The sequence below is a fragment of the Noviherbaspirillum humi genome, from assembly GCF_900188095.1.
GTDB lineage: Bacteria > Pseudomonadota > Gammaproteobacteria > Burkholderiales > Burkholderiaceae_D > Noviherbaspirillum > Noviherbaspirillum humi.
On sequence record NZ_FZOT01000006.1, the window covers coordinates 52,535 to 79,067 of the forward strand.

Sequence of the window (26,533 nt, forward strand, 5' to 3'; positions counted from 1 at the left end):
ATGATCTACGGCATAGGCACGGACATCATCCAGATCGATCGCATTCGCGCCGTCCTGGCGCGTAACGGCGACCGCTTCGCCGAAAAGATACTCGGGCCGGAAGAACTGGCCAAATACCATCGTCGTCGCGCCAAGATCGAAGAGCGCGGCGTCCGCTTTCTCGCGACCCGCTTCGCCGCCAAGGAAGCCTTTTCCAAGGCCATCGGCCTCGGCATGAGGATGCCCATGACCTGGCGCAGCATGCAGGCGCTGAACGCGCCGAGCGGGAAGCCGATTGCCGTGATGAGCGGCAAGCTGAAAGATTTCATGGATCAGCACGGCCTGACCGCGCAGATTTCGATTACCGACGAGTCCGACTATGCGGTCGCCTTCGTCATCGTGGAGAAGAATTGATGTTCGCAGCAGCCCAAACCAATAACAACGATCCGCTCGGCCCGGTGATGCTCGATGTGGTCGGCACCGCCCTCACCGAAGACGACCTGCGCCGCATCCGCCATCCGCTCACGGGCGGCGTGATCCTGTTCGCGCGCAATTTCCAGAACCGGCAGCAGTTGACGGCGCTGACCGCCGCCATTCACGCCGCCCGGCCCGGCGTGCTGATCGCCGTGGATCACGAGGGTGGCCGAGTGCAGCGCTTCAAGACCGATGGCTTCACCCATCTGCCCGCCATGCGCCGCCTCGGCGCGCTGTGGGACAGGGATGTGCTGGGCGCGATGAAGGCGGCTACCGAGGTTGGCTTCGTGCTGGCAGCGGAACTGCGTGCCTGCGGCGTCGATTTGTCCTTCACGCCAGTCCTCGACCTCGATTTCGGCGAATCCGGGGTCATTGGCGATCGCGCCTTTCACCGTGACCCGCGCGTCGTTGCCATGCTGGCGCGGGCACTGAACCAAGGCCTGGCCCTGGCGGGTATGGCCAATTGCGGCAAGCATTTCCCTGGGCATGGTTTCGTCAAGGCGGATTCGCATGTGGACATTCCGGTGGATGAACGCGATCTCGACGCGATCCTCGGCGAAGACGCTGCGCCGTACGACTGGCTCGGACTCGGCCTCTCGGCGGTGATGCCGGCGCATGTGATCTACCCGAAGGTGGACAAGCATCCGGCCGGCTTCTCGCGCAAGTGGCTCACCATGCTGCGCAAGGACATGGGTTTCGAAGGCGTGATCTTCAGCGACGATCTCAGCATGGAAGGCGCAAGCGTGGCCGGTTCGGTAGTGGACGGCGCGCATGCGGCGCTCAAGGCTGGCTGCGACATGGTCCTGATCTGCAATTCGCCGGACAAGGCCGATCAGCTGCTGTCCGGCCTGAACTGGCAGGCCGATGCCGAGGCTTCCCGCGCGTCTTCCCGGCGCATCGCCGGCCTCGTGCCCGCCATGCCCGCGCTGGATTGGGACGCGCTCCAGAAGGAACCGCGCTACAAGGCGGCGAAGCAGGCGGCGAAAGGCATTGCCGCCGACTGACGAGGTGTAACCCATGTCTGAAATGGAAGCGATCGATCCGCGTGAATCCCTGCTGGCGACGGTGGCCAAGCTGCCGAACCTGCCGGGCGTGTACCGCTATTTCGACGCCCAGGACAACCTGCTTTACGTCGGCAAGGCGCGCGACCTGAAGAAGCGCGTCTCGAGCTACTTCCAGAAAAACCTGGCCAGCCCGCGCATCGCCATGATGGTGGAGCGCATCGTCCGGCTGGAAACCACGGTCACGCGCAGCGAGGCCGAAGCGCTTCTGCTGGAAAGCAACCTGATCAAGAAGCTCCAGCCGCGCTACAACATTCTGTTTCGCGACGACAAGTCGTATCCCTACCTGAAAATCACCGGACAGGATGTGCCGCGCATGGCTTACTACCGCGGCGCGGTGGACAAGAAGAACCAGTACTTCGGTCCATTTCCCAGTGCCTGGGCGGTGAAGGAGTCGATGCAGATCCTGCAGAAGGTGTTCCGCATCCGCACCTGCGAGGACACCGTCTTCGCCAATCGCACCCGGCCTTGCCTGCTGTACCAGATCAACCGCTGCAGCGGTCCATGCGTAAACGCCATCAGCAAGGAAGACTACGTCACCGATGTCGACAACGCCGCCAAATTCCTGCGCGGACGCCAGACAGAAGTCATGGCGAACCTCGAGGAGAAGATGCATGCCTTCGCCGCTGAGTTGAAATTCGAGCAGGCAGCCGCAGTGCGCAACCAGATATCTGCCCTCTCCAAGGTGCTGCACCAGCAATCCATGGAAGTCGTCGGCGATGCCGACATCGATATCATCGCGGTGCTGGTCCAAGGTGGCCGAGCCTGCGTGAATCTCGCCATGGTGCGCGGCGGCCGCCATCTGGGCGATCGCGCCTATTTCCCGGCCCACGTCGACAGTGCGCTGGCGAGCGCGGACGAGGGCGCCAGCATCGAAGTGGAAGTGCTCAAGGCCTTCCTGGCCCAGCACTATGTCGACAAGTTCATCCCGGGCATCATCATCCTGAACACCGAGCTTGATGAACCGGCGCTGATCATGGCGCTGTCAGAGCAGTGCGGGCACCGCATCAACCTGGTGTTCCAACCGCAGGGACAGCGCCGCCAATGGCTGGAAATGGCGCAGAAGGGCGGCGAGATCGCCCTGGCGAGGCTATTGTCGGAACAGGGTTCGCAGCAGTCGCGCACCCGCGCCCTGGTCGACGTGCTCGGCCTGGATGTGGAGGACATGGAAGCCTTCCGCGTCGAATGCTTCGACATCAGCCATACGCAAGGGGAAGCGACCCAGGCGTCGTGCGTGGTCTACCACCATCATGCGATGCAGAACAGCGAATACCGGCGCTACAACATCAACGACATTACGCCCGGCGACGACTACGCCGCCATGCGCCAGGTGCTCACCCGCCGCTACGAAAAGGTGGTGAACGGCGAAGGCGTGATGCCGGACATCGTGCTCATCGACGGCGGCAAGGGGCAGGTGGAGGTCGCGCGCCAAGTGCTGAGCGAACTCGGGCTGGACATCAGCCAGATCGTCGGCGTCGCCAAGGGCGAGGGCAGGAAGGTCGGCCTGGAGACGCTGGTGTTTGCCGACGGCCGCGAACCGCGCGAGCTGGGCAAGGAATCGGCAGCCCTGATGCTGATCGCCCAGATCCGCGACGAAGCCCACCGTTTCGCCATCACCGGCATGCGCGCCAAGCGAGCCAAGGCTCGCCAGACCTCGCAGCTGGAGGAAATCGAAGGAGTCGGCGCCAAGCGTCGCCAGCGGCTGCTGGCCCGCTTCGGCGGCCTGCGTGGCGTGGCGTCAGCGAGTGTTGATGAACTTGCTTCGGTGGAAGGCATCTCGCGCCAGCTAGCGGAAGAAATCTACCGGCAACTGCATTGACCGCGGGCGGACAGGCGGCCCGTTTTAGATTGCGCTTGATGCAAGATGCGCGAGATAATTCGCAGCAATCCGTCAACGACTCAAGCCATGCCTTTCAATATCCCCATTCTGCTGACCTGGATGCGAGTCGCCTTGATTCCGCTGGTGGTCGGCGTGTTCTACCTGCCCGACGCCTGGCTGAGTCCATTCGCTAAAGGCGCCGCCTCGACCGCCATCTTCATCATCGCTGCGGTGACGGACTGGTTCGACGGCTACCTTGCGAGGCGCTGGAACGAGACGTCCTCCTTCGGCGCTTTCCTCGATCCGGTGGCCGACAAGCTGATGGTGGCCGGGGCCTTGCTGGTGCTGGTCGAGTTCGAACGGGTGAACGCCGTCATCGCCTTCATCATCATCGGCCGTGAAATCGCAATCTCCGCATTGCGCGAATGGATGGCGCAAATCGGAGCTTCCAAGTCGGTGGCCGTCAGTTCGCTAGGCAAGATCAAGACCACCGCGCAGATGGTGGCCATCCCCATGTTGCTCTTCAACGGCCAGATACTAAATGTGATTGATACCCGCTACTGGGGCGGATGGCTGCTAGGCGTTGCCGCCATCCTGACCATCTGGTCGATGTTCTATTACCTGCGCAAGGCTTGGCCGATGATCAAGGAGCGTTCCGACGCCGCTAGGGTATAGGGGAATTTGGTCTTACGCAGATGTCATCCACACAAGGGGCGATTGACAAAATGTGCTGTTCCTCTATAATCCATGCCTGTCGTCGACGCGGGAATAGCTCAGTTGGTAGAGCGCAACCTTGCCAAGGTTGAGGTCGAGGGTTCGAGCCCCTTTTCCCGCTCCAAGCATTCGAAAGGAAGCTTAAACGGCTTCCTTTTTTATTGAGTGTCAGCGTCATGGCAGGCGCTCAAAAACGCGGGAATAGCTCAGTTGGTAGAGCGCAACCTTGCCAAGGTTGAGGTCGAGGGTTCGAGCCCCTTTTCCCGCTCCAGTTTTGCATCTGCGGATTCGCTCGGCGGGTTGGATTCGCAGATGACACCGCAAGGAACGGCTGCCAGTCGAAGCACTGAGCGGTTCTCCGGAATGCGGTAAAATACGGCTCCCTCGGCGGGGTAGCAAAGTGGTTATGCAGCGGCCTGCAAAGCCGTCTACGCCGGTTCAATTCCGACCCCCGCCTCCAAACATGAAAGACCTGCTTCGGTGAAGCAGGTCTTTTTTTTGCCGATGTTTGGCGTCGTTCATGGCGTTTCTGGACATGCTCCGAACAGCACACGTCAAGATTGCCATTTTGGGAACGATGCATGGGGTTTGGATGTAGAATGCACCCGCTGCCCGAGTGGTGAAATTGGTAGACACAGCGGACTTAAAATCCGCCGCTTACCCGAGAGGGGGCGTACCGGTTCGATTCCGGTCTCGGGCACCAAGTATCTTGATCGAATAGCTACATTGAAAATGGCCCGCGTGTATGTCGGGCCATTTGCTATGGTCTGTACTGAACATGATGAAGCTCTTGATTTTGCCGGAGCGACTCGAATTCCAGTGACTTGGGGAGAACCGATTCTAGATCCGGCAATATTGGCCGTAACAAGCCGGTGACAGCGGTGCATACTGCAGATTTCATGCTTGGCCTCGTACGACTTATTGTGGCCTAGCTCAACCGGCTGACCCGCCAGTTCGAGGCGCAAAGCCTCCCTCAGCATTCCCGCTATACCGTATTGATCCGCCTTGATGCAGGCCGCTTGGTATCGCTTGATTTTTCAAAGCGACTTCCTGAGGTCCGCGTTATTCCGGTTGTATTCTTGTTTGCTTGCAGAATTCTCGAGAGAGGTTCTTTGAATACGGCGAACTTTATCCAACTATATAACTTAGGGGCGTGAGCAGTGTACTGCATGCTGACGGACGCAATGCCGGCAAAACGCGCTTAGCGCGGCGACACACAAAGATTGATTGCAGTTCCTCCGGTGCGACGATTCACAGACCGGTACAGACGTAAAAAAGCCCGCGCGCGGCGGGCTAAAACAACGTGATCGGACCAATCTATGCAATCTTATTCTTCGCCCGTTTGCGACGTGAAGTAGCCACACCAAGCAGGCCGAGTCCAAGCAAACCTAGAGTGGCCGGCTCAGGTACTTCAGCGCGGGTCAGGGTTACATTAAAGCCGTTAGAAATCGGACCCGTTCCACGGAAAATAAAGTCGCCGACATCAACCACGAATGCACCGCTCGTGCCAAAGTTAACTGTGACAGGGTTGAAATCGATAGAGTAGTCAACATCGTTGTCACCGTTGACAGTACCGACGAAAGCCCCAACGATGGCAACGTTCGACACGGTAGTGGCCAATGGGCTCGCAAACGTCAGATTGGCGGTTACACCCAAATTATTGGTTTCATCTTTTCCAAGCCCACTGAGCCCGCAGGCAAAGAAATCAACCAAGCCATTACCGCTATTGATGCATGACTCGTTGAGCGTCACGCGCCCAAACAGGAAGGACGCGGTTTGCCCAACAGCCAGGTCAAACGACGTAGGTGCCACCAAGCTGGTGAACGTAACGTCCAACTGGCCATCGCCGGTACCATAACCCGTACCTGTACTAAACGATCCGCCAGTGATGCTGAATGGTGTCGCGCTTGCCGCAGCGGAGAGGCCCAGTGCAGCAAAAAATCCAAGACCTAGCAGCGCCTTTTTTACGAAGTTCATCTTTTCCCCTTTTTAATCAATTATCGATTGGTGTGTTGCGTTGCTCTAATAGCAATGCACATGCCAATCCAAAATATTCAATTAAATCAATGGTGTGAACTTCCGGTACTTGGATTTTAACCAAAAGGTGTTAATTAATTCGACAACGATAATGGCGCAACTCGGCCGAAGTAAAACTTCTAAGCAGATATGGAAGATTTGTCCAGCCAGCGTAGATGACGCAGCACAAACAAACCATCAAAATAACTCTGTCTCCATTCGCAAGAACAAGGCGTCACATGGAAATCACTATCTCCCGATATAGGAAGGTGACAGGTGAATGGAAGTTGGGAAGAATGTTGTAAAAGAGTTCGACTCGACAACGATCGTCAACGCAGCGCTGCGGGATCGTTTCGCTACTCAACATCGTCAATCGTTACCCGTCCATCGCAACAAGACGAGAATCAGAGTATTGACCCAAGGCGCTTCCCATTTCCTGATCCGTACCTTTAAGGCGGCGGGCGCAAATTGCGGCGTGGGTCAAGCCAAGACGGTCAAGCATGTTCTTGCGTCGAGATCCGCAATCAAATCAGCTAAAGCAACGAGTTTGCCGTGAGCCCCGAGCCGGCTCAGAGCGTGATCAAGCATTATGCCGGTACTGCTCCAATATCTCGAGCGGAATGAGGTCCAGCGCATTGATGTTGGTACTCTCCAGTACCACCTGCGGCGCAGCGCCCTCGTTGAAGGCTTCGATCCAGCGAAGCGCGCAGATGCACCATTGGTCACCCGGCTTCAAGCCGGGGAAATTCCACTCGGGGACCGGGGTGCTGAGGTCATTGCCATGCTGCTTGCTGAATGCAAGGAAGTCCGCCGTCACGATGGCGCAGATGACATGGGTGCCGACATCTTCCTGCGTAGTCTTGCAGCAGCCGTCGCGAAAGAACCCGGTCAAGGGCTCGAAGGAGCATGGGACGAGCGGCTCGTTGTAGACGTTCCTGGCCGGCGGAGGCGGAATGTGGTGGGGCATGGCGAGACCCGATGTAGGCGAAAGCTATAAGCCGATCATAGACCAATTCGACCGCGCTGCACTTGAGAATCGGCATGGCAGCAAGCGACCCCGGATGAGGCCAAACATTTCGTGACTTCAACTTCCCTTGCGATTTCTCAAAATTTCCTGCGTTAAAAATCGATACGATGAGGGCGGTCCCTAAAGGCCTCCCAGGAAGTCTTAGCCCGCAATGCGTGAGCCTTGCGGGTTTTTTTATTTCCGCAATCCATCGAACTTGTCTACACCTTTGATTCGGCTCAAGTTAAATGGCGGAAACTCTGAAATACTCTGCGTGCTAAGAAAATTCCTAACTTCAACGGAAAGCGCGGACATGAAAAAGAAGCTGAACTCCGACATGATGATTGAGGAACTCGTAGTGGCCGTGTACGGCGATGAGGCAAACGACAGGTCGAAGCATGTCTACCGGGAGACGCTGCGCAGTCTCGTCCGTCTGGCAAAGACGGAAATGCTTCATGAAATGAAAACCAACATTGAGCTGTTGACCGGCGGCGTCACCGCAAAGGCGGCGCGTCGTCAAACGAAGCTGCTGCTGGCGGCGCAGCGTCCCGGCATGCCGGATGACGCCGGCCAGTGGCAACTCGCCTTCAACAAGCCGTGAGCGTGCTTACGCTCATCTCCTCTCCACGCTGAGCCATTCCGCTCCCTGCGACGCTCGCAGTACTCCTCTCGGCGCCACGCCCGTCGGCTTAGTGCAGCATTCCAGTCTCCGCCTGAAAGACGCTCCACATCGTCATCCAGACGCAAGGTGCGTGATCATGCGCCTTGCGCCGATGAATAAATCCCGCGCGCCGGGGTTCTTCTCTGTATAATCTTTTAGAACGATCGTGCTTTTATAATTCAACACAGGAGACAGCATGGACCTGAGCTACTCGCCCGAGGACCTCGCCTTTCGCGACACCGTTCGCGCCTTCCTCGATGCCAATCTTCCCGACGACCTGCAGCGGAAAGTCCTGAATCACAAGCGTTTATCGAAGGATGACTTCGTCCGCTGGCACAAGATCGTCGCCAAGCAGGGCTGGGTCGGCACTGGCTGGCCGGTCGAGTACGGCGGCACTGGCTGGAGCGCCGTCCAGCGCCATATCTGGGAAGAAGAGTGCGCCCGCGCCGGCACGCCGCCGATCCTGCCATTCGGCGTGAACATGGTGGCGCCGGTCATCATGGCTTTCGGCAACGAGGCGCAGAAGCGGCACTATCTGCCGCGCATCCTGAACTGTGACGACTGGTGGTGCCAGGGCTACTCCGAGCCTGGCTCCGGTTCCGACCTGGCGTCGCTCAAGACACGTGCAGAGCGTCAGGGCGACCATTACATCGTCAATGGCCAGAAGACCTGGACCACGCTGGCCCAGCATGCCGACATGATTTTCTGCCTGGTTCGCACCGATCCCCAGGCGCGCAAGCAGGAGGGCATTTCCTTCCTGCTGATCGACATGAAGACCCCGGGCATTACCGTCCGTCCGATCGTCATGCTGGACGAAGAACATGAAGTGAACGAAGTCTTCTTCGACAACGTCAAGGTCCCGGTGGAGAACCTGATCGGCGAAGAGAACAAGGGCTGGACCTATGCCAAATACCTGCTCGGGCACGAGCGCACCGGGATCGCCGCGGTCGGCCGCGCCAAGCGCGAGCTGCAGTTCCTGAAAAAGGTGGCCGGCACCCACATGAAGAACGGCAAGCCCATCATCGACGATCCGCTGTTCGCCGCCAAGGTGGCCAGCCTGGAGATCGAGATCATGGCGCTGGAAATGACGGTGCTGCGCGTGCTGTCTCAAGAAAAGACCCGTCGCGGACCGGGGCCGGAAGCTTCCATGCTGAAGGTCAAGGGCACCGACATTCAGCAAATGCTCACCGAACTGATGATCGAGGCGGTCGGCCCGGCTGCCTTGCCCTTCGATCCGCGCTATCTCGAAGGCGAACAGGAGCACAGCATCGCGGCCGACGACGACGCGGCCCCGCTTGCCGGCTACTACTTCAACTTCCGCAAGACATCCATCTACGGCGGTTCCAACGAGATTCAAAGAAACATCATTACCCAGATGATCCTGGGCCTGTGAGGAGACGGCGATGAACTTCGATTTCACCCCCGAACAACAGCAATTTTCCGACGCGCTGCGCCGCTGGGTCGACAAGGATTATCAGTTCGAGCAGCGCATGAAGGTCATCCGCTCCGACAAGGGCGTGTCCGACGACGCCTGGGCGACGCTGGCCGAACTCGGAATGACGGCGCTGCCGATCCCGGAAGAGCAGGGCGGGTTCAACGGCACCGCGGTCGACATGATGGTGGTGATGCATGAACTGGGCCGCGGCCTGGTGGTGGAGCCGTATTTCGCCACCATGCTCGGCGCCCGTTTCCTCGCCCTGGCTGGCGACCGCGGCGAACTGCTGGAGCAGGTTGCCAGCGGCGAACTGAAGCTGGCCTGCGCACTGGCGGAGAAGCAGTCGCGCTATGACCTGGCCGACATCGCCACGTCCGCCAGGCGCGACGGCGACCGCTACGTTCTGAACGGCGCCAAGACGGTAGTGCTGCACGGCGCCCAGGCCGGCCAGATCATCGTGTCGGCGCGCAGCGCCGGCGGCCAGCGCGATGCGGAGGGCATTTCCCTGTTCCTGGTGCCCGCGGGCACCGAGGGCATGACGGTGCGGGAATACCGTACCCTGGATGGCATGCGCGCAGCCGACATCGAGTTCGGCAACGTTGCCTTGCCGGCATCGGCGCTGCTCGGTAAGGAAGGCCTGGGATGGGAGTCGCTGGATGCGGCATCGGACTACGGCGTGGCACTGCTCTGCGCGGAAGCGGTGGGCGTGATGGAAGCGCTGAACGCCGCCACGCTGGAGTATCTGAAGACGCGCCAGCAGTTCGGCGTCCCCATCGGCAAGTTCCAGGCGCTGCAGCATCGCATGGCCGACATGTTCATCCACTTCGAGCAGGCCCGCTCCATGGCGACGCTGGCAGCGGTGAAAGCGGATTCTGCGGATGCGCAGGAGCGGCGCCGCACCGTGTCCGCCGCCAAGGCGCGCATCGGCCAGGCGGCGCGCTTCATCGGCCAGCAGGCGGTGCAGCTGCATGGCGGCATGGGCGTCACCAATGAACTGCCGGCAGCGCATCACTTCAAGCGCCTGTCCCTGATCGAGCTGACTCTTGGCGATACCGACCACCATCTGGCGCGGTTCGCTTCTCAACCCGGCTTCCGCGACGCGGCCTGAGGCGACGGAGTCCCCATGCGTCAATTCAAGTGGTATTTCGAGGACTTCACGCCGGGCCGAACCATCCACGTCGGCACCCGCCTCGTGGAGGAGCAGGAGATCATCGATTTCGCGCGCCAGTTCGATCCGCAACCCTTTCACGTCGACAAGGCGGCCGGCGAGCAATCCATCTACGGCGGCCTCATCGCCAGCGGCTGGCACACCTGCGGCATGATGATGCGCATGATGGTCGACGGCTTCATGCGGGAAGCCGCCAGCCTCGGTTCCCCCGGCGTGGACGAGATCCGCTGGCTCAAGCCGGTGCGTGCCGGGGATACCCTCAGCGTCACGACCACGGTGCTGGATGCGAGGCCGTCGGCCAGCAAGCCGGACCGCGGCGTGGTCCATACCATGTGGGAAGCGAAGAACCAGCATGGCGAGACGGTGACCACGGTGAAGGGCATGGGCATGTTCATGCGTCGGCCGAAGGAAGCGGCTTAGCGAGAGCCGCTTCGCGTACAGACAGGGAGAAGAAATGCGAACGATCGAATCCGTCGCCGAGCTCAGGGAACTGGTCGGCCGGGAAGTGGCAGTGTCGGAGTGGGTGGAAATCACCCAGGAGCGGGTGCGGAAATTCGCAGACGCCACCGACGACCACCAATGGATACACCTCGACGTGGAACGCTGCCAGCGTGAGTCGCCCTATGGCGGCACCATCGCCCACGGCTTTCTCACGCTTTCGCTGCTGCCGATGATGATGGCCAGCGCCATGCAGATGCCGGCAGCGAAGATGAGCGTGAACTATGGCTTGAACAAGGTGCGTTTTCCGGCGCCGGTGCCGGTCGGCAGCCGCGTCCGCGGCCGCATGCTGCTGATGGCGCTGGAAGACATTCCCGGCGGCGTGCAGATGACCTGGCAAGTAACAATGGAAAGGGAAGGCGGCGACAAGCCGGTGTGCGTGGCGGAGTCGCTGTCGCGTCGCTACGAGTAGGGCGATCGGTGCCGATGTGATGAAAGGCGGACCAGGCGGTCCGCCTTTTTTCCTTGCGGAGCGGTGAAGGGTTCAGCGCCGCTCGTACTGCGTCTTGCCGAACAGGATTTCCTTAGCCTTGTCGTCCCGTATCGGCTTGCGCAGGTCGGCGAGCACCTGCACGCCGCGCTGCACTGCGGGGCGTGCCTCGATTTCGTCGAACCAGCGCTTGGCATTCGGGAAGTCGGCCCAGTCGATGCCCTGGTTCTTCCATGAGCGCAGCCAGGGGAAGGTCGCGATGTCGGCGATGGTGTATTCGCTGCCGGCGAGATAGCCTTCCTTGGCCACCTGGCGGTCGATCACGCCGTACAGCCGGCGCGCTTCGTTGGTGTAGCGGTTGACCGCATACTCGATCTGTTCCGGCGCATAGATGCGGAAATGGTGCGCCTGCCCGAGCATGGGGCCTACGCCGCCCATCTGAAACATCAGCCATTGCAGGGTGGCGAACTTCTGCCGGTCGGTGTCGCCGAGGAAGCGTCCGACCTTGCTGGCGAGGTAGAGGAGGATGGCGCCGGACTCGAACAGCGACATCGCCTGGCCGTCGGGACCATCCTCGTCGACGATGGCGGGAATCTTGTTGTTCGGGGAAATCGCCAGGAACTCCGGCTTGAACTGGTCGCCGGCGCCGATATCGATATGGTGAACGCGGTAGGGCAGGCCGCATTCCTCCAGCATGATGTGGACCTTGTGGCCGTTCGGCGTGGCGGTGGAATAGACGTCGATCATTAGCATCCTTTCGAAACGGGTTGTCGGAAAACGAAACGCGGCTGCCGCCGGGCGGCAACCGCGTTCCTGTCAAAGTCGCGGCGGTTGAATCAGGAACGGGTGATAGGCAGCTCCAGGTCCTTTTTCGGAATCGACATGTGCTTGGCCAGCTCCAGCTTGGCGATGGCATTGCGGTGCACTTCGTCCGGACCGTCGGCGATGCGCAGGGTGCGGTTGCCCGCCCACTGGCCGGCGAGCGGGAAGTCGTCGCAGACGCCGCCTGCGCCGTAGGCCTGAATGGCCCAGTCCAGCACCTGCTGGGTGACGTTCGGCGCCAGCACCTTGATCATCGCGATCTCGGCCCTGGCGTGCTTGTTGCCGACCGTATCCATCATGTAGGCGGCCTTCAGCGTGAGCAGGCGGGCGGTGTCGATGCGGATGCGGGCCTCGGCGATGCGCTCATGCCAGATGCTCTGCTCGGAAACCCGCTTGCCGAACGCGACCCGGTCGTTGAGGCGCTTGCACATCAATTCCAGCGCGCGTTCGGCCACGCCGATGGCGCGCATGCAGTGGTGGATGCGGCCTGGTCCAAGGCGGCCCTGGGCGATCTCGAAGCCGCGTCCTTCGCCGAGCAGGATGCTGGAGGCGGGCACGCGCACGTTCTCGAACAAAATTTCGCAGTGGCCGTGCGGCGCGTCGTCGTAGCCGAAGACGTTGAGCGGGCGCTTGATGGTGACGCCCGGCGTATCGCGCGGCACAAGGATCATGGATTGCTGCTGGTGGCGCGGCGCGTCCGGATCGGTCTTGCCCATCAGGATGAAGATGGCGCAGCGCGGATCGCCCGCGCCGGAGATCCACCACTTGTGGCCGTTGATCACGTACTCGTCGCCGTCGCGCTCGATGCGGGTCTCAATGTTGGTGGCATCGGAAGAAGCCACGCGCGGTTCCGTCATCGCAAAGGCGGAACGGATCTCGCCGCGCAGCAGCGGCTCCAGCCACCGGCGCTTGTGTTCTTCGCTGCCGTAGCGCTCGATGGTTTCCATATTGCCGGTGTCCGGCGCAGAGCAGTTGAACACTTCCGGGGCCCAGGGCACCCGGCCCATGATTTCGCACAGCGGCGCGTAATCGAGGTTGGACAAGCCTTCCGGCGCGCGCGGCGACTTCGGCAGGAACAGGTTCCACAGGCCCTGTTCGCGCGCCTTCGGCTTGAGCTGTTCGATCAGCTCGGTGGCGATCCAGCGATTGCCCTTTTCCCGGCCGTTGCGGTCCACTTCCTCGTCGTATGCCTTTTCATTCGGATAGATGTGTTCATCCATGAAGCGCAGCAGCTTCTGCTGCAGTTCCTTGCAACGGGCGGAATACTCGAAGTCCATGTCGTCTCCTTGAGGCTGGTGTCAGCCGGTTTAGCGTTGGTTGTATCGGTTTATCGGGAAAGGGCGGTCATTGGCCCTGGCCGCTCGCATAGCGCCAGCCCATCTCCGCCATCGGGCGGGCCGACTTGCCGGACTTGAGCGCCTGCTCGCTGGAAGCGGTGCCGTCCACATAGCGCTTCATGATGCCTTGCAGGATGCCGGCCATGCGGAACATGTTGTAGGCGAGGTAAAAGTTGAAGTCGGCCTTGTTGATATTGCTGCCGGTGCGTTCGCAGTACTTGGCGATGTACTCGTCCTCGGACGGAATGCCGAGTGCTTTCAGGTCGAGCCCGCCGATGCCGCGGAACTGGCCCTGGGGAATGTGCCAGCTCATGCAGTGGTAGGAAAAGTCGGCGAAGGGATGGCCGAGGGTGGACAGCTCCCAGTCCAGCACCGCCAGCACGCGCGGCTCGGTCGGGTGGAAGATCATGTTGTCCATGCGGTAGTCGCCATGCACGATGCTGGTCTGGTCTCCGGCGGGGATGTTCTTTGGCAGCCACTCGATCAGGTGGTCCATCGCCTCGATGGTCTCCGTCTCCGACGCCTTGTACTGCTTGGTCCAGCGGTCGATCTGGCGGGCGAAGTAGTTGCCGGGCTTGCCGTAGCTGCCGAGGCCAATCGCTTCATAGTCGATGGTGTGCAGCTGCGCGATCACGCGGTTCATCTCGTCGTAGATCTCCGCACGCTGCTCGCGGCTCATGCCGGGCAGCGACTGGTCCCACAGCACACGCCCTTCGACGAACTCCATGATGTAGAAGGCGCGGCCGATGATGGATTCGTCGGTGCAGAGAGCATGCTGGCGCGGCGCCGGGAAGCCGGCCTTGTTGAGCGCATCCATGACGCGGAATTCGCGGTCGATGGCATGGGCGGAGGGCAGCAGCTTGGCGGCGGGCGCGGGCTTGGTCCGCAGCACGTATTGACGATCGCCGGCACTCAGCTTGAAGGTGGGATTGGATTGGCCGCCCTTGAATTGCTCGACGGCGAGATCGCCGGAGTAGCCTTCCACATGCTGGCGCATGTAGTCCTGCAGCGCGCCGACGTCGAATTTCTGGCGCTCGGAGACCGGGCGGGTCCCCATGTATTCTTCGTACATCTTGTCTCCTGGATGTTCTCGAACCGTGTGTTCGATTCTAACCCAACATTGCGCACGGTCGTACTTTTTTACGTTTTGCTCTTCAGCCGGCGCGGAACTTCTTGTACTGCTCGAGCAGCTTCTCCATGGTGGTGCTGCGCTCCTCGCCCTGCAGGTGCGAAGGCGGGGAGAAGTTCATCAGGCGCACCACCCAGTCGGCCTGCTGTTCGCCGACATCCAGGGCATTGATGCAGCCGGCGGTCTGCGCCAGGTTGCCGAGGAACAGGCGCTGGTTGGTCAATGCGTAGGACAGGATGGCGCGGTTGACGCCGCCGTGCAGCACCAGCAGCACCGTGTCCCAGCGCTTGTCGGCGCGCAGGCGGTCGATGGCGGGGTGCACCCTGTCCAGCAGCTGGCCGATGCTTTCGCCGCCGAGAAACTGCTTATGCTCAGGCACGACGCCGTCGAAGGCGCCGACGAAGGCTTCCCGCAGCGCTTCATCCGGAATGGCTGACAGTTTGCCGCCGCGGATTTCCTGCAGTTCGGGCCATTGCTCGAATTCGGCCTGTTGCCCGGTCTCGGCCAGCACCCGGGTCGCGGTTTCGACGGTGCGCGGCAAGCCGGAAACGATCACCTTGTCGAAGCGTATGCCTTCACTGGCGAAGACCTTGCCGGCGGCGCTGGCCTGGGCGCGTCCGTCTTCATTCAGCGGCACCTGCTCGGGCAGGAAGGGGCGTCCGGTGGCATCGAAATAGGTCACGCTGCCGTGACGTATCAGGTAGATGCGGCGTCTCTCCATGGGCTTCATTTGTAGCGGGGCTTTCTTTTTTCAAGGAAGGCGCTGATGCCTTCCTGGGCATCGGCATGATGCAAGCTTTCGACGAAATGGGTCTTCTCGACTTCGAAATGCTGGGGCAGCGAGGTATTCAGCGCTTCGTGAGAGAGCGACTTGATGCGCTCCACCGCATTCGGCGACAGCTCGGCCAGTGCGTCGGCCCATTCCAGCGCCTGGTCCAGCGCGCTGCCGTCGGGCACGAGGCGGTTGACCAGCCCGAGCTGATGCAGGCGTTCGGCGCCGATGGGCTTGCCCTCCACCATGATTTCCATCGCCAGCTGGCGCGGCAGGGCGCGGCTCAGGAACCAGCTGCCGCCGCCGTCGGGCGTCAGGCCCACCTTCACATAGGCCATCACGAACTTGGCGCTGGCGCCGGCCACCACGAGGTCGCAGGCCAGCGCCAGCGAAAAACCGGCCCCGGCCGCGGCGCCGTCGACGGCGGCGATGACCGGCTTCGGGCAATCGCGGATGGCTTCGATCCAGCCACGCAGGTTGTCGAGGGAAGCTTCCTGCACCGACTTGTCCTTGCTGCGGTTTTCCAGCAGGCGATTGAGGTTGCCACCGGCGCAGAAGAAATGGTCGGCGCCGGTGAGCACCACGGCGCGAATCGAGTCATCGCGTTCGGCGGTGGTCAGGGTTTCCACCGCGGCGGCGTACATGTCGGGATGCAGCGCGTTCTTGGCGCCGGGATTGGAAATCGTGAGGATCAGGGTCGCATCGCGGCGCGAGGCTTGAAGTTCGGCGGACATGGCGGTGAATGAAGTTGGGAGGGCTGGCGTCTCTTGCGGCTTTCGGCATGCGGCAGTGAAGCGGCATGCCGATCGGTGGAATCATTGTTCGGCTGTTCGATTCAGGTTTTTCTATTATTGCCGAAAACGCATATTCGGGTGGCGCGGCCCGCCATCTTCCTGCCGGTGGAGGCGAGCATCGATTGGTGCGATACTTCACGGCGCGGTGGGCAAGCTGCGCCATTCGACCGCACAAGATCATCAACGACAGGAGACATCATGCTCAAGCTATGCGGCTTCGCACTCAGCAATTACTACAACAAGGTCAAGCTCGCCCTGCTGGAAAAGGGCGTGGCTTTCGAGGAAGAGCTGGTGTGGGCCGACCGTTCGCCGGCGCTGCTGGCGCGGTCGCCGCTCGGCAAGATACCGTTCATCGAGACCGAGGCAGGGTCGCTGTGTGAATCGCAGGTGATCATGGAGTATATCGAGCAGGCTTATCCGCAGCAGCCCTTGTTGCCGGCCGATCCCTATGCGGCGGCGAAGGTGCGTGAACTGATCACCTTCATGGAACTGCACCTGGAACTGGTGGCGCGGGAGCTCTATCCGAAAGCCTTTTTCGGCGGCGCCCTGAGCGAGGAAAGCCAGGCCAGGGTGCAAAAGCTGTTGAAGCGAAATATCGCCGCCTTCACCAAGATGGCGAAATTCTCGCCTTACATCGCAGGGAATGAGTTCACCATTGCGGACTGCGCCGCCTTCGTGCACCTGCCGCTGATCGGCATTGCCACCAAGGCGGTTTTCGGCGAAGACATGATGGCGGGCCTTCCGGTGCGCGACTATGCGCGCATGATCGGCGAGCGCCCAACCGCCCAGCGGGTGAATGCCGACCGCAAGGCGAATCAGGAGCTGGCCGCGCAGCGCAAGCCGGCATCCTGACGGAGGGGAGGGATCAGAGGCGGGCCAGCTTGTCGAGGGCCTGCTTCAGGGTCTCGTCTTTCTTGGCGAAGCAGAAACGCACGATGCCGGATTCGCGCGGATCGTCATAAAAGGCCGAGACCGGAATCGCCGCTACGCCCATCTCGGTGGTGAGCCACTTCGAAAACTCGGCTTCGCTCAGATCCGACACCGCCGAATAATCGACGCACTGAAAATAAGTGCCGTCGGACGGCAGCAGGCGAAGCCGGGTGCTCTGGAGCCCGTCCCGGAACAGATCGCGCTTGCGCTGGTAGAAGCCGGCAAGCTCCAGGTAAGGCGCCGGATTGCCCATGTAGGCGGCGAGGCCGTGCTGAACCGGCGTGTTGACGGTGAACACATTGAACTGGTGCACCTTGCGGAACTCGGCGCTGAGCGCGGCCGGGGCGGCGACATAGCCGATCTTCCAGCCGGTGACATGGTAGGTCTTGCCGAAGCTGGAGACGACGAAGGCCCGTTCCGCCAGTTCCTGATGGCGGCAGACCGATTCGTGGCGCGCACCGTCGTACACCATGTGTTCGTACACCTCGTCCGACAGGATCAGGATATTGGTGCCGCGCACGATGTCGGCCAGGGCCTGGATGTCGGCTTCGCGCATGACGGAGCCAGTCGGATTGTGCGGCGAGTTGATGATGATCAGCCGAGTCTTGCCGGTGACGGCGGCGGCCACCTTGTCCCACGGCGTGGCATAGCCGGCTTCCCGCAGTTCCATCTGCACGAACACTGGCGTGCCGCCGGCCAGTTCGATGGCAGGCACATAGCTGTCGTAAGCCGGTTCGATGACGATCGCTTCCTCGCCCGGATGCAGGCAGCAAAGGATGGCGGTGAGAATGGCCTGGGTCGCGCCGGCGGTGACGGTGATTTCGCTGTTGGCGTCGTAATGCCGGCCGTAGAGTGCTCCGATCTTCTGTGAAATCGCCGCGCGCAGCGCCGGCACGCCGGTCATCGGCGGGTACTGGTTCATGCCGTCGCGCATCGCATTCGACACTGCCTCCACCAGCGCCGGATCGCAATTGAAGTCCGGGAAGCCCTGGCCTAAATTGACCGCGCCTTTTTCCGCCGCGAGAGCGGACATCACGGTGAAGATGGTGGTGCCGACTTTCGGCAGGCGGCTGGGCGGCACGAGGCTGGATGCGGTGGCTGTCGTCATGGATGGAGGTTGGGCTAGTGGTTGTGCATGGTGTCAGGCTGGCATTGTAGCGGCTGGTGACGTTACATTCGGCGTTTCATTCTCCGCCAGCCAGGCTTCCGGCGTGATGATGCGAAACAGGCCGATGCGGGCAAGCCGGCGCGCCAGTTTCAGCAGCGCCTTGTCTTTGGTGATCAGGATCTCGGCGCCGGCATCGCGCGCCAGCTCCAGGAATTTCTGGTCGTCCTTGTCCTTGCAGGCGGGCAGGGGATGCGGCTCCGGCGCCGGCTCCTGTCCGGAGGGCTGGATCAGCCGGTCGAAGTCCGCCTGGGCGGCATGGCGGCCGGCCTCATCCAAGGGCAGGTGCGAATACTGCAGTACCAGCAGCCATTCCTTGCGGCAGTCGGTCCGGGTCACCGCCTGCAGCAGACCGGTCTCCAGTCCGGCAAGCAGGCGTTGCCAGCGCGGATCGCGGAAGACGAACAGATCGAGGCAAACATTGGTGTCCAGCACTATCCGGCTGGGCTTGGGTATCATTGCGTTCATCATCACTTTCGAAACACTGCAATGCTGCTAGTCCTGTCCCCGGCGAAAAGCCTCGACTACGAAACCCCGCCGATCACCGAGAAGCACACGAAGATTCGCTTCGCCCGCCATTCCGCTGAACTGATCGATATTCTGCGCGGCTATTCGCCGGACCGGATCGGCAGCCTGATGCAGATTTCGGATGCGCTAGCTGCCCTCAACGTGCAGCGCTACGCCACCTGGTCGACGCGTTCCACGACGAAAAACGCCAAGCAGGCGGTGCTGGCTTTCAATGGCGATGTCTACGATGGGCTGGCGGCTGCGACGCTCTCCACGGATCAGCTGGACTTCCTGCAGCGACATGTGCGTATTTTATCCGGCTTGTACGGCTTGCTGCGGCCGCTCGACATGATGCAGCCGTACCGGCTGGAAATGGGTACCCGGCTCGAGAATCCGCGCGGTAAGGATCTGTATGCGTTCTGGGGCGAAACGATCACCGAAGCACTCAACCGGGATCTGTTGGAGGCAGGCGGCGAGGTGCTGGTGAATCTGGCGTCGGAGGAGTATTTCAAGTCGGTCAAGCCCAAGCTGCTTCAGGCGCGGCTGGTGACACCGGTGTTCGAAGACTGGAAGAACGGCCGGTACAAGATCATTTCCTTCTTCGCCAAGCGCGCCCGGGGGCTGATGGTGCGTTACGCTGCGTTGAACGGGATCACCGATGTCGAGCGACTGAAGGCGTTCGATCTTGACGGCTATGCCTACGCCCCTGAAGCATCGGACGCCGATATCTGGGTGTTTCGCAGGCGGTTGGAGGCCTAAGCCGGGCGAAGGCGACCGGTTCGGAAGGGTCGGAAAATAAAAAAGCCTCGCAACGCGAGGCTTTTTATTGATGAGGCTGGCTTACCAGAATTTCCACCAGGGATCGGACTTCGCCTGTTGTCCTGGCGGATAGCTGCTGTTGGGGAAGTTGGCCTTCAGCACCCGGCCGGCATCGTCGCGCAGCTTGGGCATGCCCATCGCATCGTAGGAGCGCACCATGATCCACAGCGCTTCCTCGATGACTGGCGCCTCCCGGTACTCGGTGACGGCGCGCTGCGCTCGGTTGGCGGCGGCAAGGTAGGCGCCGCGCCGGTAATAGTAGTTGGCGACATGCACTTCATACTGCGCCATGGCGTTCACCAGGTACTTCATCCTGGCGGTGGCATCCTTGGCGTAGATGCTGTCCGGGAAGCGTTCCACCAGCTGCTTGAAGGCATCGAAGGCATCGCGTGTGCCCTTGGAGTCGCGCTCGCTCGGGTCCTGGCGGGTAAGGAAGCTGAGAAAGCCGAGCTGGTCGTTGAAGTTGATCAGGCCGCGCAGGTAATACATGTAATCGACGTTCGGATGGTTCGGGTGCAGCTTGATGAAGCGCTCCACCGCCGCCAGCGCCTGCGCCTGGTCCGCCTGGCGGTAGTAGGCGTAGGCGACTTCCATCTGCGCCTGCTGGGCGTAGGTGCCGAAGGGATAACGGGATTCCAGCTTCTCGAAGTACTGGATGGCCTTTTCGTAATTGCCCGACGAGAGCTCGTCCTTGGCCTCCGAGTATAATTTCGACGCCGACCACCCGCGGGTTTCGTCCGCCTTCTCCGGCAGCAAGCCGCAGGCGGACAGGGAAACCGCAAATACGAGGGTGAGGCCTTTCAACAGAACTTTTCGCATGACTTTGCAATGGTGCATTCGGACAATCGTTCGATTATAGCTGATGCACATCATGCCAATTCAATCCCAGCACCGATTTTGAACAATACCCTCCCCGAAAACGATCCCGCCGACGCCGAAGACGACCTGCTTCTTTCTCCCGAGAATGAGGAAATCGTGATCCGCTTGAGCGCAGATGCCTGCGGCAGCCGCTTCGACAAGGCGCTCTCGGCACTGCTTCCCCAGTATTCCCGCAACCGCCTGCAGCAATGGATGGAAGCCGGCCTGATCACCATCGAGGGCCAGCCGGTCAAGCCCAAGGCGACCGTGTACGGCGACGAGACGGTGGTGGTGCGGCCGCAGCCCGACCCGGAAACCATGTCCTATAGCGCGGAAGCCATGGCGTTGCCGATCGTGCATGAAGATGAAACCATCCTCGTGATCGACAAGCCGGCCGGCATGGTGGTGCACCCGGCGGCGGGCAATTGGAGCGGTACGCTGCTCAATGGGCTGCTGCATCACAGCCCGGCGATCGCTGGCGTGCCGCGCGCCGGCATCGTGCACCGGCTCGACAAGGAAACCAGCGGGCTGATGGTGGTGGCCAAGACGCTGGAGGCGCAGACCAACCTGGTGCGCCAGCTTCAGGCGCGCAGCGTCAAGCGTGAATACCTCGCCCTGGTGTGGGGCCAGACGATGGTCAGCGGCAAGGTGGAAGCGGCGATCGGACGCCATCCGCGCGATCGCATCAAGATGGCCGTGAGCGACAGCCCCAGCGCCAAGCCGGCACTGACGCATTACGAGCGGTTGGCGACCGGGGCCATCGACGGGCGTCAAGTGTCACTGCTGCGCTGCCGTCTGGAAACGGGCCGCACCCACCAGATCCGGGTTCACATGCAATCCATCGGCTTCGGCCTCGTCGGCGATCCGCTGTATGGCAAGCCGCACCTGGCATCGGTTTTCCCACGGCAAGCCTTGCACGCACAGCGGCTGGGGCTGCTGCACCCGGCCACCAATGAGGCGTGCGAGTGGCAGGCGCCCCTGCCTGATGATTTCTCCGGCTTGTTGCAACGCGCCGGCATTGCGCACGGAGCAGCCGAATGAGCACCGCCGGCAGCGGGAAGCCGCAGATTCTCGTGCCGGAATGGCCTGGCTTGCCGGCCAGCGTGCATGCGCTGTGCACCACCCGCTGCGGCGGCGTCAGCGCCGGCCCGTATGGCGGCATGGACGGCGGATTGAATCTCGGCGCCCATGTCGGTGATGCGCCGGAAGCCGTGGCGGCGAACCGTGCCTTGCTGCGGCGCTTGCTGCCGGCTGAGCCTGCATGGCTTTCCCAGGTGCATGGTGCGCGGGTAGTGGATGCCTGCGCGGCGCAGGGTGTACCGGAGGCCGATGCCGCGGTTGCCGACCGGCCGGGCGTGGTATGCGCCATCATGACGGCGGATTGCCTGCCGGTGCTGTTTTCCGATGCCGGGGGCAGAGTAGTGGGCGCGGCCCATGCCGGCTGGCGCGGGCTCGCAGGCGGCGTGCTCGAAAATACGCTGGCACGCATGCGCGACGCCGGCGCCCAGGCCGTCAGCGCCTGGATGGGGCCGGCCATCGGCCCGGAGCGCTTCGAAGTCGGTGACGACGTTCGCCAGGCCTTCGTTGCCGCTGCGGCGAGCGATCAGGACGCCTTCGCTGCCATCGAAGGCAAGCCCGGCAAGTATCTGGCTGACATTTATGCGCTGGCGCGCCGCCGGCTGGCCCGCGCCGGGGCGGTGGCCGTGCATGGCGGCGGCTTCTGCACCGTCGAGGATCGCGACCGCTTTTACTCCTATCGGCGCGACGGCGTCACCGGCCGCATGGCGGCACTCATCTGGTTCGACTGAACCCGCCCGGGACTCAATTCTCCTGCCGTTTTCCCCGTTCGACGGCCGCCGGATCGGCGGCGGCCTGTCTTTGGGCATCTGCCGCTGCCTGCATTTTTTCCCGTTCCGCCTTCATCCGCTTGCGCCGAGGCGTACCCATTATGTATAAAATGATTGACAACGGAAATACGCCGTAGAGGAGGAAGGTCATTATTCCCGCGATGACCGAATGCTCGGTGATCGCCATCATAAAGACGACGTAGATCCAGGCGATGGCAATGATGTACATGGCAGCGAGCAGTGCAGGATGAGACGTAACGATACGCGAAAAGCGTGACAACGGAAGCGCCAACTGAAAGAGGCCAAGATGAATATGTTTAGCCCGCACTCCGGAACCCCGGCCTGGATGAACCAGTTCGCCGATCCCAACGCATGGCAGACCTGGATGAAGCCGCCGCAGATCGACACCCGGCCGATACTCTCCACCATTGCCGAACTCGGCGCCAGCATCGACCCGGCCGACATGGCGCAGCTGCAGCAGGATTACATGCAGCAGCTTTGCGCGCTCTGGCAGGATGCGGTCGCCGGCAAACCGATTCCGGTAGCGGACCGCCGCTTTTCCGCGCCCGAGTGGCAATCCAATGTATGGGCTGCCTTCAACGCCGCGACCTATCTGCTCAACAGCCGCTTCCTGTTGGCGATGGTCGACGCGGTGGATGCCAAGGCAAAGACCAAGCATAAGATCCGCTTCGCGGTGCAGCAGCTGATCGATGCCATGTCGCCTGCCAACTACCTCGTCACCAATCCCGAGGCCCAGCACAAGATCATGGAAACCAAGGGGGAGAGCCTGGCCAAGGGCATTACCCATATGCTGGCCGACTTGCAGAAGGGCCGCATCTCGCAGACCGACGAGACCGCCTTCGAAGTCGGCCGCAACGTCGCCACCACCGAAGGCGCGGTGGTATTCGAGAACGATCTGTTCCAGCTGATCCAGTACCAGCCGCTGACCAAGACCGTGTTCGCGCGGCCGCTGCTGCTGGTGCCGCCCTGCATCAACAAATTCTACATCCTCGACCTGCAGCCGGAGAACTCCCTGGTGCGCTACGCGGTGGAGCAGGGGCATACGGTGTTCCTGGTCTCCTGGCGCAATCCGGATGCCTCGCTCGGCCATCTCACCTGGGACGACTATATCGTCGAAGGCGTGATCAAGGCATTCGAAGTTGCCCGCGACATCAGCGGCGAGGACAAGGTGAACGCCTTCGGCTTCTGCGTCGGCGGCACCCTGATCGCCACCGCGCTCGCCGTCCTCGCGCAACGCGGGGAACAGCCCGCTGCCAGCCTCACGCTGCTCACCACGCTGCTCGACTTTTCCGACACCGGCATCCTCGATGTCTTCATTGACGAGGCGCAAGTCACCCTGCGCGAGCAGACCATCGGCCAAGGCGGCTTGATGCCGGGTCGCGACTTCGCCTCCGCCTTCTCCAGCCTGCGGCCGAACGACCTCGTTTGGAACTATGTGAAGACCAATTATTTGAAGGGCGAGGAGCCGCCGGCGTTCGACCTCTTGTACTGGAACGCCGACAGCACCAATCTGCCGGGCCCGATGTTCTGCTGGTATCTGCGCAATATGTACCTGGAGAACAATCTGCGCGTGCCTGGGAAGCTCACCGTGGGCGGCGAGAAGGTCGATCTGTCGCTCATCGATGCGCCGGTCTTCATCTACGGTTCGCGCGAGGACCATATCGTGCCCTGGACCTCCGCCTACGCCTCCGTCGAACTGCTCAATCCCGGCCAGCGCGAACGCAACCGCTTCGTACTGGGCGCCTCCGGCCACATCGCCGGCGTCATCAACCCGCCGGCCAAGAAGAAGCGCAGCTACTGGATCAATGACAAGGCAGCCGGCAGTGCCGACGCTTGGTTCGCCGGCGCTCAGGAGCGCCCCGGCAGCTGGTGGACGGAGTGGGCAGCCTTCCTCGAGGCCGGCGGCGGCAAGCAGGTCAAGGCGCGCAAGCCGGGCAGCAAGAAATATCCCGAAATCGAACCCGCCCCGGGCCGCTATGTGAAGGTGAAAGCCGAATAGGAAGAGCAAGCCGGGACGGGGCAAAAGCTGAGTTCAGGGGCGCTGCGCCAACGGGTTCAGCGCCCCTTGTTTTCCCGCAGCGCAAAAATAGTCATGGGGTATGGCTGTTTTTCCCACTCGCCGGCATAATGAAAATAGATGCTGCAACCGCATAATCAGCGGCCTTTACCCTTAAGCCAAAGCGGATGTGGAGACCATCCGCCCGTTTTCCCACAAAAGCCGCGCAGGCAGCGGCATTAAAACTGGAATGTGTGATGAATAGTGCAAAAAAGACGACAGAGCGTTTGATCAAGAAATACCCGAACCGCAGGCTGTACGATACGCAGACGAGTTCCTACATCACACTGTCCGATGTGAAGCAGCTGGTTCTCGACAACGAGGATTTTTCCGTAGTCGATGCCAAGAGCGAAGAAGACCTGACCCGCAGCATCCTGCTGCAGATCATCCTGGAGGAAGAGTCCAACGGCACGCCGATGTTTTCCAGCGGCGCGCTGGCCCAGATCATCCGCTACTACGGCCATGCGATGCAGGGCATGATGGGGTCCTACCTGGAAAAGAACATCCAGGCCTTCATCGATATCCAGAACAAGCTGGCGGAAAGCTCCAAGGGGTTCTACGAGGGCAAGCCTTTCAGTCCGGAAATGTGGACCCAGTTCATGAATGTCCAGGGCCCGATGATGCAAGGCATGATGAGCAACTACATCGAGCAGAGCAAGACGCTGTTCATCCAGATGCAGGAGCAGATGCAGAACCAGACCAAGAGCATGTTCGGCTCCTTCCCCTTTACCGGCGCCGCCGCGCCGGGCACGGACAAGCAGGGCAAGTAAGCCTTCTTGCGTACGGCGAGGCAGAACCTCGCCGAAGCGACAGGGTACAATAGCGGATTCGCTCTCGTACCCCATTTCCCATGTCTCAAGATTCTCAAGCCGCCCCCAAGGTGGGCTTCGTCTCGCTCGGTTGTCCCAAAGCCCTGGTTGACTCCGAGCAAATCCTCACCCAGCTGCGCGCCGAAGGTTATGAAACCGCCAAGTCCTACGACGGCGCCGACCTCGTCATCGTCAACACCTGCGGCTTCATCGACGCCGCGGTGCAGGAATCGCTCGATGCCATCGGCGAAGCCCTGACCGAAAACGGCAAGGTGATCGTCACCGGCTGCCTCGGCGCGAAGAAGGATGCCGACGGCAAGGACATCATCCAGAACGTCCATCCCAAGGTCCTGGAAGTGACCGGTCCGCATGCGCTGGGCGAGGTGATGGCGGCGGTGCACAAGCACCTGCCCAAGCCGCACGATCCCTTCCTCGACCTGGTGCCGGCCGCCGGCGTCAAGCTGACGCCGAAGCACTTCGCCTACCTGAAGATTTCCGAAGGCTGCAACCATCGCTGCAGCTTCTGCATCATTCCGTCCATGCGCGGCGACCTGGTGTCGCGCCCAGTGGCGGAGGTCATGCTGGAAGCGGAGAACCTGTTCAAGGCCGGCGTCAAGGAACTGCTGGTGATTTCCCAGGACACTTCCGCCTATGGCGTCGATGTGAAGTTCCGCACCGGCTTCTGGAACGGCAAGCCGCTGCGCACCCACATGACCCAGCTTTCAGCCGCGCTCGGCGAACTGGCCGCCCAGTACGGCGCCTGGGTGCGCCTGCATTACGTTTACCCGTACCCGCACGTCGACGACGTCATCCCGCTGATGGCCGAGGGCCGCATCCTGCCTTACCTTGACGTGCCGCTGCAGCACGCCCATCCAGACGTGCTCAAGCGCATGAAGCGTCCGGCCAGCGGCGAGAAGAACATCGAGCGCATCCAGGCTTGGCGCAGGATGGCGCCGGACCTGACCATCCGTTCCACCTTCATCACCGGCTTTCCGGGCGAGACCGAGGCGGAGTTCGAGTACCTGCTCGACTTCCTGCGCGAGGCCCGGATCGACCGCCTCGGCTGCTTCGCCTACTCTCCGGTGGAAGGCGCCACCGCCAACGACCTCCCGGACCAGGTGCCCGAAGAGGTGAAGGAAGACCGCCGCCGCCAGGTAATGGAACTGCAGGAAGGCATCTCCCGCCAGCGCCTGCAGGCCAAGGTCGGCAAGACGATCAAGGTGCTGATCGACTCGGTGGATGCCTCCGGCGCCACCGCCCGCTCCGCCGCCGATGCGCCGGAGATCGACGGCGTGGTCTACGTCAAGCTGCCCTACGAGCCTCACCGCAAGCTGAAGGTGGGCGAGTTCGTCGACGTGCGGGTGACCGCCGCCGACGCGCACGACCTCTGGGCGGAATCCTGACCC

General features: G+C 61.6%; 28 protein-coding genes and 4 tRNA genes. 21 read left to right on the forward strand and 11 right to left on the reverse strand.

What is annotated here, in order from left to right; translation table 11 throughout:
- The 8 genes from acpS (at window position 1) to CHB88_RS11300 (ending at window position 4,750) form a co-directional block, all read left to right on the forward strand.
- Window positions 1–393 (forward strand): holo-ACP synthase, encoded by a 393-nt coding sequence (acpS, locus tag CHB88_RS11265; protein ID WP_089399427.1) that lies wholly within the window; start codon window positions 1–3, stop codon window positions 391–393.
- The gene (gene nagZ / locus CHB88_RS11270) at window positions 393–1,457 is read left to right on the forward strand and encodes a beta-N-acetylhexosaminidase (protein ID WP_089399428.1); all 1,065 of its coding nucleotides are present in this window, start codon (window positions 393–395) and stop codon (window positions 1,455–1,457) included. The genes acpS and nagZ overlap by 1 nt, the downstream gene beginning before the upstream one ends.
- A 13-nt stretch (window positions 1,458–1,470) precedes the next feature.
- Window positions 1,471–3,333, forward strand: coding sequence for an excinuclease ABC subunit UvrC (gene uvrC, locus CHB88_RS11275; RefSeq protein WP_089399429.1), 1,863 nt, complete (start codon window positions 1,471–1,473; stop codon window positions 3,331–3,333).
- A gap of 87 nt (window positions 3,334–3,420) precedes the next feature.
- Window positions 3,421–4,008 carry a CDP-diacylglycerol--glycerol-3-phosphate 3-phosphatidyltransferase gene (gene pgsA / locus CHB88_RS11280; protein ID WP_089399430.1) on the forward strand — a complete coding sequence of 196 codons (588 nt, stop codon included), beginning with the start codon at window positions 3,421–3,423 and terminating at the stop codon, window positions 4,006–4,008.
- An 87-nt stretch (window positions 4,009–4,095) separates the two neighbouring features.
- Window positions 4,096–4,171: transfer RNA gene (locus tag CHB88_RS11285), tRNA-Gly, on the forward strand.
- Between the two features lie 71 nt (window positions 4,172–4,242).
- Window positions 4,243–4,318: transfer RNA gene (locus CHB88_RS11290), tRNA-Gly, on the forward strand.
- A gap of 115 nt (window positions 4,319–4,433) precedes the next feature.
- Window positions 4,434–4,507, forward strand: a tRNA-Cys gene (locus tag CHB88_RS11295).
- A gap of 150 nt (window positions 4,508–4,657) precedes the next feature.
- Window positions 4,658–4,750 (forward strand) — tRNA-Leu (locus tag CHB88_RS11300).
- A gap of 614 nt (window positions 4,751–5,364) precedes the next feature.
- Here CHB88_RS11300 and CHB88_RS11305 read toward each other — a convergent pair.
- Complete coding sequence (locus CHB88_RS11305; RefSeq protein WP_089399431.1) at window positions 5,365–6,024, reverse strand: PEP-CTERM sorting domain-containing protein; 660 nt, start codon at window positions 6,022–6,024, stop codon at window positions 5,365–5,367.
- A gap of 319 nt (window positions 6,025–6,343) precedes the next feature.
- Between CHB88_RS11305 and CHB88_RS24415 the strand changes: the two genes are divergently transcribed.
- Complete coding sequence (locus tag CHB88_RS24415; protein WP_143131221.1) at window positions 6,344–6,619, forward strand: hypothetical protein; 276 nt, start codon at window positions 6,344–6,346, stop codon at window positions 6,617–6,619.
- Between the two features lie 24 nt (window positions 6,620–6,643).
- On the opposite strand, the gene CHB88_RS11310 is transcribed toward CHB88_RS24415, so the two are convergent.
- Window positions 6,644–7,030: a DUF2237 family protein gene (locus CHB88_RS11310; protein ID WP_089399432.1), complete on the reverse strand. Its 387-nt coding sequence runs from the start codon at window positions 7,028–7,030 to the stop codon at window positions 6,644–6,646.
- Between the two features lie 352 nt (window positions 7,031–7,382).
- Between CHB88_RS11310 and CHB88_RS11315 the strand changes: the two genes are divergently transcribed.
- From CHB88_RS11315 to CHB88_RS11335, 5 genes are all read left to right on the forward strand, one after another.
- Entirely contained in the window at window positions 7,383–7,670 is a 288-nt protein-coding gene (locus tag CHB88_RS11315) for a hypothetical protein (RefSeq protein ID WP_089399433.1), read from the forward strand.
- Between the two features lie 256 nt (window positions 7,671–7,926).
- A complete protein-coding gene (locus CHB88_RS11320) occupies window positions 7,927–9,123 on the forward strand; it encodes an acyl-CoA dehydrogenase family protein (RefSeq protein WP_089399434.1) in 1,197 nt (398 codons plus the stop codon).
- A gap of 10 nt (window positions 9,124–9,133) precedes the next feature.
- Complete coding sequence (locus CHB88_RS11325) at window positions 9,134–10,273, forward strand: acyl-CoA dehydrogenase family protein (protein ID WP_089399435.1); 1,140 nt, start codon at window positions 9,134–9,136, stop codon at window positions 10,271–10,273.
- 15 nt (window positions 10,274–10,288) lie between these two features.
- A complete protein-coding gene (locus CHB88_RS11330; RefSeq protein WP_089399436.1) occupies window positions 10,289–10,753 on the forward strand; it encodes a MaoC family dehydratase in 465 nt (154 codons plus the stop codon).
- 34 nt (window positions 10,754–10,787) lie between these two features.
- Complete coding sequence (locus CHB88_RS11335) at window positions 10,788–11,243, forward strand: MaoC family dehydratase (RefSeq protein ID WP_089399437.1); 456 nt, start codon at window positions 10,788–10,790, stop codon at window positions 11,241–11,243.
- Between the two features lie 72 nt (window positions 11,244–11,315).
- On the opposite strand, the gene CHB88_RS11340 is transcribed toward CHB88_RS11335, so the two are convergent.
- The 5 genes from CHB88_RS11340 to CHB88_RS11360 form a co-directional block, all read right to left on the reverse strand.
- The gene (locus CHB88_RS11340; RefSeq protein WP_089399438.1) at window positions 11,316–12,008 is read right to left on the reverse strand and encodes a glutathione S-transferase N-terminal domain-containing protein; all 693 of its coding nucleotides are present in this window, start codon (window positions 12,006–12,008) and stop codon (window positions 11,316–11,318) included.
- An 89-nt stretch (window positions 12,009–12,097) separates the two neighbouring features.
- The gene (locus CHB88_RS11345; RefSeq protein WP_089399439.1) at window positions 12,098–13,360 is read right to left on the reverse strand and encodes an acyl-CoA dehydrogenase family protein; all 1,263 of its coding nucleotides are present in this window, start codon (window positions 13,358–13,360) and stop codon (window positions 12,098–12,100) included.
- Window positions 13,361–13,427: 67 nt separating this feature from the next.
- Window positions 13,428–14,492 carry a phosphotransferase family protein gene (locus CHB88_RS11350; RefSeq protein WP_089399440.1) on the reverse strand — a complete coding sequence of 355 codons (1,065 nt, stop codon included), beginning with the start codon at window positions 14,490–14,492 and terminating at the stop codon, window positions 13,428–13,430.
- Window positions 14,493–14,574: 82 nt separating this feature from the next.
- Window positions 14,575–15,279 carry a histidine phosphatase family protein gene (locus CHB88_RS11355; RefSeq protein ID WP_089399441.1) on the reverse strand — a complete coding sequence of 235 codons (705 nt, stop codon included), beginning with the start codon at window positions 15,277–15,279 and terminating at the stop codon, window positions 14,575–14,577.
- Window positions 15,276–16,055 carry an oxepin-CoA hydrolase, alternative type gene (locus CHB88_RS11360; protein ID WP_089399442.1) on the reverse strand — a complete coding sequence of 260 codons (780 nt, stop codon included), beginning with the start codon at window positions 16,053–16,055 and terminating at the stop codon, window positions 15,276–15,278. The genes CHB88_RS11355 and CHB88_RS11360 overlap by 4 nt, the downstream gene beginning before the upstream one ends.
- Before the next feature lie 258 nt (window positions 16,056–16,313).
- Here CHB88_RS11360 and CHB88_RS11365 point away from each other — a divergent pair, with 258 nt between their 5' ends.
- Complete coding sequence (locus CHB88_RS11365) at window positions 16,314–16,967, forward strand: glutathione S-transferase family protein (RefSeq protein WP_089399443.1); 654 nt, start codon at window positions 16,314–16,316, stop codon at window positions 16,965–16,967.
- 13 nt (window positions 16,968–16,980) lie between these two features.
- Here the strand turns inward: CHB88_RS11365 and CHB88_RS11370 are convergent, their stop codons facing one another.
- Complete coding sequence (locus CHB88_RS11370; RefSeq protein WP_089399444.1) at window positions 16,981–18,153, reverse strand: pyridoxal phosphate-dependent aminotransferase; 1,173 nt, start codon at window positions 18,151–18,153, stop codon at window positions 16,981–16,983.
- A 33-nt stretch (window positions 18,154–18,186) separates the two neighbouring features.
- Window positions 18,187–18,669: a PIN domain-containing protein gene (locus tag CHB88_RS11375; protein ID WP_089399445.1), complete on the reverse strand. Its 483-nt coding sequence runs from the start codon at window positions 18,667–18,669 to the stop codon at window positions 18,187–18,189.
- A gap of 30 nt (window positions 18,670–18,699) precedes the next feature.
- Here CHB88_RS11375 and yaaA point away from each other — a divergent pair, with 30 nt between their 5' ends.
- Complete coding sequence (gene yaaA, locus CHB88_RS11380; protein WP_089399446.1) at window positions 18,700–19,476, forward strand: peroxide stress protein YaaA; 777 nt, start codon at window positions 18,700–18,702, stop codon at window positions 19,474–19,476.
- Between the two features lie 81 nt (window positions 19,477–19,557).
- Here yaaA and CHB88_RS11385 read toward each other — a convergent pair whose 3' ends face one another.
- Window positions 19,558–20,355, reverse strand: coding sequence for an outer membrane protein assembly factor BamD (locus CHB88_RS11385; RefSeq protein WP_089399447.1), 798 nt, complete (start codon window positions 20,353–20,355; stop codon window positions 19,558–19,560).
- A 78-nt stretch (window positions 20,356–20,433) separates the two neighbouring features.
- On the opposite strand from CHB88_RS11385, the gene CHB88_RS11390 reads away from it, so the two are divergent.
- Both CHB88_RS11390 and pgeF read left to right on the forward strand, forming a co-directional pair.
- On the forward strand, window positions 20,434–21,435 hold the full coding sequence (locus CHB88_RS11390) for an RluA family pseudouridine synthase (protein ID WP_425436097.1): 1,002 nt from the start codon (window positions 20,434–20,436) through the stop codon (window positions 21,433–21,435).
- A complete protein-coding gene (pgeF, locus tag CHB88_RS11395) occupies window positions 21,432–22,202 on the forward strand; it encodes a peptidoglycan editing factor PgeF (RefSeq protein ID WP_089399449.1) in 771 nt (256 codons plus the stop codon). Before CHB88_RS11390 ends, pgeF begins: the two co-directional genes overlap by 4 nt.
- Before the next feature lie 13 nt (window positions 22,203–22,215).
- Here pgeF and CHB88_RS11400 read toward each other — a convergent pair whose 3' ends face one another.
- Window positions 22,216–22,470 (reverse strand): hypothetical protein, encoded by a 255-nt coding sequence (locus CHB88_RS11400; RefSeq protein ID WP_089399450.1) that lies wholly within the window; start codon window positions 22,468–22,470, stop codon window positions 22,216–22,218.
- Window positions 22,471–22,548: 78 nt separating this feature from the next.
- Between CHB88_RS11400 and phaC the strand changes: the two genes are divergently transcribed.
- The 3 genes from phaC to rimO all read left to right on the forward strand — a co-directional run bounded on the left by phaC (window position 22,549) and on the right by rimO (window position 26,530).
- A complete protein-coding gene (phaC, locus tag CHB88_RS11405) occupies window positions 22,549–24,261 on the forward strand; it encodes a class I poly(R)-hydroxyalkanoic acid synthase (RefSeq protein ID WP_089399451.1) in 1,713 nt (570 codons plus the stop codon).
- Window positions 24,262–24,515: 254 nt separating this feature from the next.
- Window positions 24,516–25,088 (forward strand): polyhydroxyalkanoate synthesis repressor PhaR, encoded by a 573-nt coding sequence (gene phaR / locus CHB88_RS11410; RefSeq protein WP_089399452.1) that lies wholly within the window; start codon window positions 24,516–24,518, stop codon window positions 25,086–25,088.
- A gap of 80 nt (window positions 25,089–25,168) precedes the next feature.
- On the forward strand, window positions 25,169–26,530 hold the full coding sequence (gene rimO / locus CHB88_RS11415) for a 30S ribosomal protein S12 methylthiotransferase RimO (protein ID WP_089399453.1): 1,362 nt from the start codon (window positions 25,169–25,171) through the stop codon (window positions 26,528–26,530).
- Window positions 26,531–26,533 lie beyond the last annotated feature (3 nt).

Bases quoted from the DNA above. Each gene is read 5' to 3' on its own strand.
- CHB88_RS11335 (WP_089399437.1), top strand. From the start codon at position 10,788: ATGCGAACGATCGAATCCGTCGCCGAGCTCAGGGAACTGGTCGGCCGG.
- CHB88_RS11385 (WP_089399447.1), bottom strand. From the start codon at position 20,355: ATGCGAAAAGTTCTGTTGAAAGGCCTCACCCTCGTATTTGCGGTTTCC.
- CHB88_RS11330 (WP_089399436.1), top strand. From the start codon at position 10,289: ATGCGTCAATTCAAGTGGTATTTCGAGGACTTCACGCCGGGCCGAACC.
- CHB88_RS24415 (WP_143131221.1), top strand. From the start codon at position 6,344: ATGGAAGTTGGGAAGAATGTTGTAAAAGAGTTCGACTCGACAACGATC.
- acpS (WP_089399427.1), top strand. From the start codon at position 1: ATGATCTACGGCATAGGCACGGACATCATCCAGATCGATCGCATTCGC.
- CHB88_RS11315 (WP_089399433.1), top strand. From the start codon at position 7,383: ATGAAAAAGAAGCTGAACTCCGACATGATGATTGAGGAACTCGTAGTG.
- phaC (WP_089399451.1), top strand. From the start codon at position 22,549: ATGAATATGTTTAGCCCGCACTCCGGAACCCCGGCCTGGATGAACCAG.
- pgsA (WP_089399430.1), top strand. From the start codon at position 3,421: ATGCCTTTCAATATCCCCATTCTGCTGACCTGGATGCGAGTCGCCTTG.
- CHB88_RS11325 (WP_089399435.1), top strand. From the start codon at position 9,134: ATGAACTTCGATTTCACCCCCGAACAACAGCAATTTTCCGACGCGCTG.
- CHB88_RS11320 (WP_089399434.1), top strand. From the start codon at position 7,927: ATGGACCTGAGCTACTCGCCCGAGGACCTCGCCTTTCGCGACACCGTT.
- CHB88_RS11310 (WP_089399432.1), bottom strand. From the start codon at position 7,030: ATGCCCCACCACATTCCGCCTCCGCCGGCCAGGAACGTCTACAACGAG.
- CHB88_RS11360 (WP_089399442.1), bottom strand. From the start codon at position 16,055: ATGTCCGCCGAACTTCAAGCCTCGCGCCGCGATGCGACCCTGATCCTC.
- CHB88_RS11355 (WP_089399441.1), bottom strand. From the start codon at position 15,279: ATGAAGCCCATGGAGAGACGCCGCATCTACCTGATACGTCACGGCAGC.
- nagZ (WP_089399428.1), top strand. From the start codon at position 393: ATGTTCGCAGCAGCCCAAACCAATAACAACGATCCGCTCGGCCCGGTG.
- CHB88_RS11340 (WP_089399438.1), bottom strand. From the start codon at position 12,008: ATGATCGACGTCTATTCCACCGCCACGCCGAACGGCCACAAGGTCCAC.
- CHB88_RS11400 (WP_089399450.1), bottom strand. From the start codon at position 22,470: ATGTACATCATTGCCATCGCCTGGATCTACGTCGTCTTTATGATGGCG.
- rimO (WP_089399453.1), top strand. From the start codon at position 25,169: ATGTCTCAAGATTCTCAAGCCGCCCCCAAGGTGGGCTTCGTCTCGCTC.
- uvrC (WP_089399429.1), top strand. From the start codon at position 1,471: ATGTCTGAAATGGAAGCGATCGATCCGCGTGAATCCCTGCTGGCGACG.
- yaaA (WP_089399446.1), top strand. From the start codon at position 18,700: ATGCTGCTAGTCCTGTCCCCGGCGAAAAGCCTCGACTACGAAACCCCG.
- CHB88_RS11365 (WP_089399443.1), top strand. From the start codon at position 16,314: ATGCTCAAGCTATGCGGCTTCGCACTCAGCAATTACTACAACAAGGTC.
- CHB88_RS11350 (WP_089399440.1), bottom strand. From the start codon at position 14,492: ATGTACGAAGAATACATGGGGACCCGCCCGGTCTCCGAGCGCCAGAAA.
- phaR (WP_089399452.1), top strand. From the start codon at position 24,516: ATGAATAGTGCAAAAAAGACGACAGAGCGTTTGATCAAGAAATACCCG.
- pgeF (WP_089399449.1), top strand. From the start codon at position 21,432: ATGAGCACCGCCGGCAGCGGGAAGCCGCAGATTCTCGTGCCGGAATGG.
- CHB88_RS11305 (WP_089399431.1), bottom strand. From the start codon at position 6,024: ATGAACTTCGTAAAAAAGGCGCTGCTAGGTCTTGGATTTTTTGCTGCA.
- CHB88_RS11375 (WP_089399445.1), bottom strand. From the start codon at position 18,669: ATGATACCCAAGCCCAGCCGGATAGTGCTGGACACCAATGTTTGCCTC.
- CHB88_RS11370 (WP_089399444.1), bottom strand. From the start codon at position 18,153: ATGACGACAGCCACCGCATCCAGCCTCGTGCCGCCCAGCCGCCTGCCG.
- CHB88_RS11345 (WP_089399439.1), bottom strand. From the start codon at position 13,360: ATGGACTTCGAGTATTCCGCCCGTTGCAAGGAACTGCAGCAGAAGCTG.